Origin of the sequence: Arthrobacter vasquezii (genome assembly GCF_029455255.1) — a bacterium.
Classification (GTDB): Bacteria; Actinomycetota; Actinomycetes; order Actinomycetales; family Micrococcaceae; genus Arthrobacter_D; species Arthrobacter_D parietis.
This window is the reverse complement of sequence record NZ_JAROKN010000113.1, coordinates 1-2,341: the sequence shown is the minus strand read 5'-3', so window position 1 is coordinate 2,341 and position 2,341 is coordinate 1. Positions and strand designations below refer to the sequence as shown.

The 2,341-nt window shown below is 59.3% G+C and carries 3 protein-coding genes; all 3 read left to right on the top strand.

Going from position 1 to position 2,341, the window contains the following annotated elements; genetic code table 11:
* Nucleotides 1–264 precede the first annotated feature (264 nt).
* The 3 genes from P4U43_RS17805 to P4U43_RS17795 all read left to right on the top strand — a co-directional run bounded on the left by P4U43_RS17805 (nt 265) and on the right by P4U43_RS17795 (nt 2,154).
* Complete coding sequence (locus P4U43_RS17805) at nt 265–1,044, top strand: GAF domain-containing protein (protein WP_277359933.1); 780 nt, start codon at nt 265–267, stop codon at nt 1,042–1,044.
* A 244-nt stretch (nt 1,045–1,288) separates the two neighbouring features.
* Nucleotides 1,289–1,528, top strand: a complete 240-nt coding sequence (locus P4U43_RS17800) for a hypothetical protein (protein WP_277359932.1) — start codon at nt 1,289–1,291, stop codon at nt 1,526–1,528.
* 122 nt (nt 1,529–1,650) lie between these two features.
* Nucleotides 1,651–2,154 (top strand): MarR family winged helix-turn-helix transcriptional regulator, encoded by a 504-nt coding sequence (locus P4U43_RS17795; protein ID WP_277359931.1) that lies wholly within the window; start codon nt 1,651–1,653, stop codon nt 2,152–2,154.
* The last annotated feature ends 187 nt before the right edge of the window (nt 2,155–2,341 follow it).

Sequence of the window (2,341 nt, the reverse complement as noted above, 5' to 3'; positions counted from 1 at the left end):
CTCGTTCAACGTTCCTCCAGCGCTCTCGCTTGCCCTCGACGGCGACCGCCTGCCGCCCGCGGCAGGATCGCTGACCCCGGCGACCGCCCTCGGCGACGTCCTGGTTGAGCGGCTTCGCGCGGCAGGCCATACCTACGAGGTCATTCCCCTCACCTGACGAAAAGCGTCTAGGCTGGGATGATCAGCACGCTTATCATCCCAGCCTCCTGCTTCCTACCGCTCGGCTGCTGCTGGGATCGCTAGTTGGATTGCCCTGGAGGTACGTTGAACGAGCAAGTGCAGATTGACATGACGTCCACGGCTTTGTCTGAGGCGGAGTTGAGTGTTGAGGATCTGTGGATCCGTTACTACGGACTTGGAGGCGGCATCTCAGCGTTCGAGGTGCAGTGCTACCTGACGGGCCAACTGTCATTGCCGTCTCTGGAACGAAATCTTCTGGCCGAAGCCGCCAATGAACTGCTTGAGCTGACAACGGTGCAGACCCGTGTACCGGTTCATTCCGAGAGCGACGCCGACTCCCCTGACAGGGACCCGCGACGGGGACTCGGTGCGGCAGGGGCATTCCTGTTCAGCGCCGTCGAACAGGAGAATGAACGCTTGGCCGCATTGGACCGGACCCGCTTACTGGACTCCTTCCCCGAGGCCCGGTTTGATCGGTACACGCAACAGGCAAAGGAGCACTTCCAGGTCAGCTCGTCAATCATCGCTTTGCTCGATGACCGGCGCTTGTTTCTCAAATCAGTGCTTGGGCCGATTGAGCAGAATCTGCCGCGGGAGATCACTTTCTGCGATACGACGGTCCGGAACGCCGGCCCGCTCATCATCAATGATGCACTTGAGGACGAACGGTTCCGGCAGAACCCACTCGTGCTGGGCGAGCCATTCATCCGCTTCTATGCCGGTTACCCCTTACGGGGACCCGGTGGATGGACCGTGGGCACACTGTGCGTCATCGATCAGAAACCACGCGACTTTTCCGTCGAAGACGGGCAGTTCCTCAAGGACCTGGCCCGCCTCGTCCAGGAAGAAATTCTCAACCGTTGATCCCGGGCGCGAGCTTCGTGGGCTCACGGCGCGAGTCGGGTCAGGTGAAATGGGTTTGGACGGGCGCGGACTGTTACTGTCTCGCAGCGAAAGCCGCCGGATGCTGAGTAGTGCTACGCACTCTTAATCCACGTGAAACGCATCAGGATTGCGGGACGGTTATGATTCTGACTGCCACGAGATTTCACATCTCGGGCTGGGGTCCAGAAGCAGGCCCGAAAGTGCTGATCGATAGGCGATTACTTTGAGTTCCAAACTCGGCCCCTCTGACCCATTCCCCGAAGACCTCAGTGAGCTCGCGCTCACTGAGGTGGAGATCCTCAACAGCAAGGTGCACCGCGAGCTTGACCTTGAATACGTTCGGGACGGCACGCCGTCGTTCGAGACGGAAATCCGCAAGGAAGAACTTACGGATGAACTTGACCGCCGCGATGCTGAACTGGACGAACAGGACGCTCCCCTGATCCGGCTTGTCCAGGGTTGAGCGTTTCTTGTGTGAAACCACGGCATAATACTCAGGTGAAATAGGGCCACCATCAGTAGGCTTACCTATCAACAGCCCGCGAGTGAGGTGACCGGGCTGGCACAAAGGGAAGTTGGGAACCAGTGGAAATCAACTCATGGTCGATCGGTCGGCTGCTCAATACGGCAGCCCGGATGAACGAACGCTACGAGAACGAGCGGCTGAAAGCCCATGGGATCACCCACTCCGGCCTGACTCTGTTGCGGGTCCTCTCCGATCGATCGGCGGTTGCCCAGGCCCGCCTGGCCGCCGTGCTGCATATTCAGCCGCAGACTGTGGGCAAGACCGTGGAGCGGCTGGAGCTGCGAGGCTTTGTGCACCGGGTGCGTGACCAAGAGGACCGCCGTGTCCTCCTGGTCGAGCTCACTGCTATCGGCCGGCAACTCCTGTCGACTCTGGAGGCAGAAGAGGAAGAATTCGATCGGTCCACCGGGCTGGCTAATCAGAACCTTCGCGCCGCGTTGGAGAACGTCATAGTTTCTCTTCATCCTGCAGTCTCCAACGTCGATCAGCAGCAGGCCGGCTTGGCGAATTCGGAGCTGATTTCACTTTCAGCTTCGGTTCGCGGTGACCGCCAGAGCGCCTGAAACCGGAGAATTTCGCGGCTTTGGCTGCAGGTTGAAGTGGTCGAACGACCGTCGTCTGTCTGGAATCCCGCAGGTTCATCCATGAGCAGCTGGCCTCCATTCCGCGCGGGATCTGGCGAAGGTCCGGGTTTTGATGGGTGGAACGATTTGTGACGTAGTTTCATGATTCCTGAAGTCTTTGTGATAT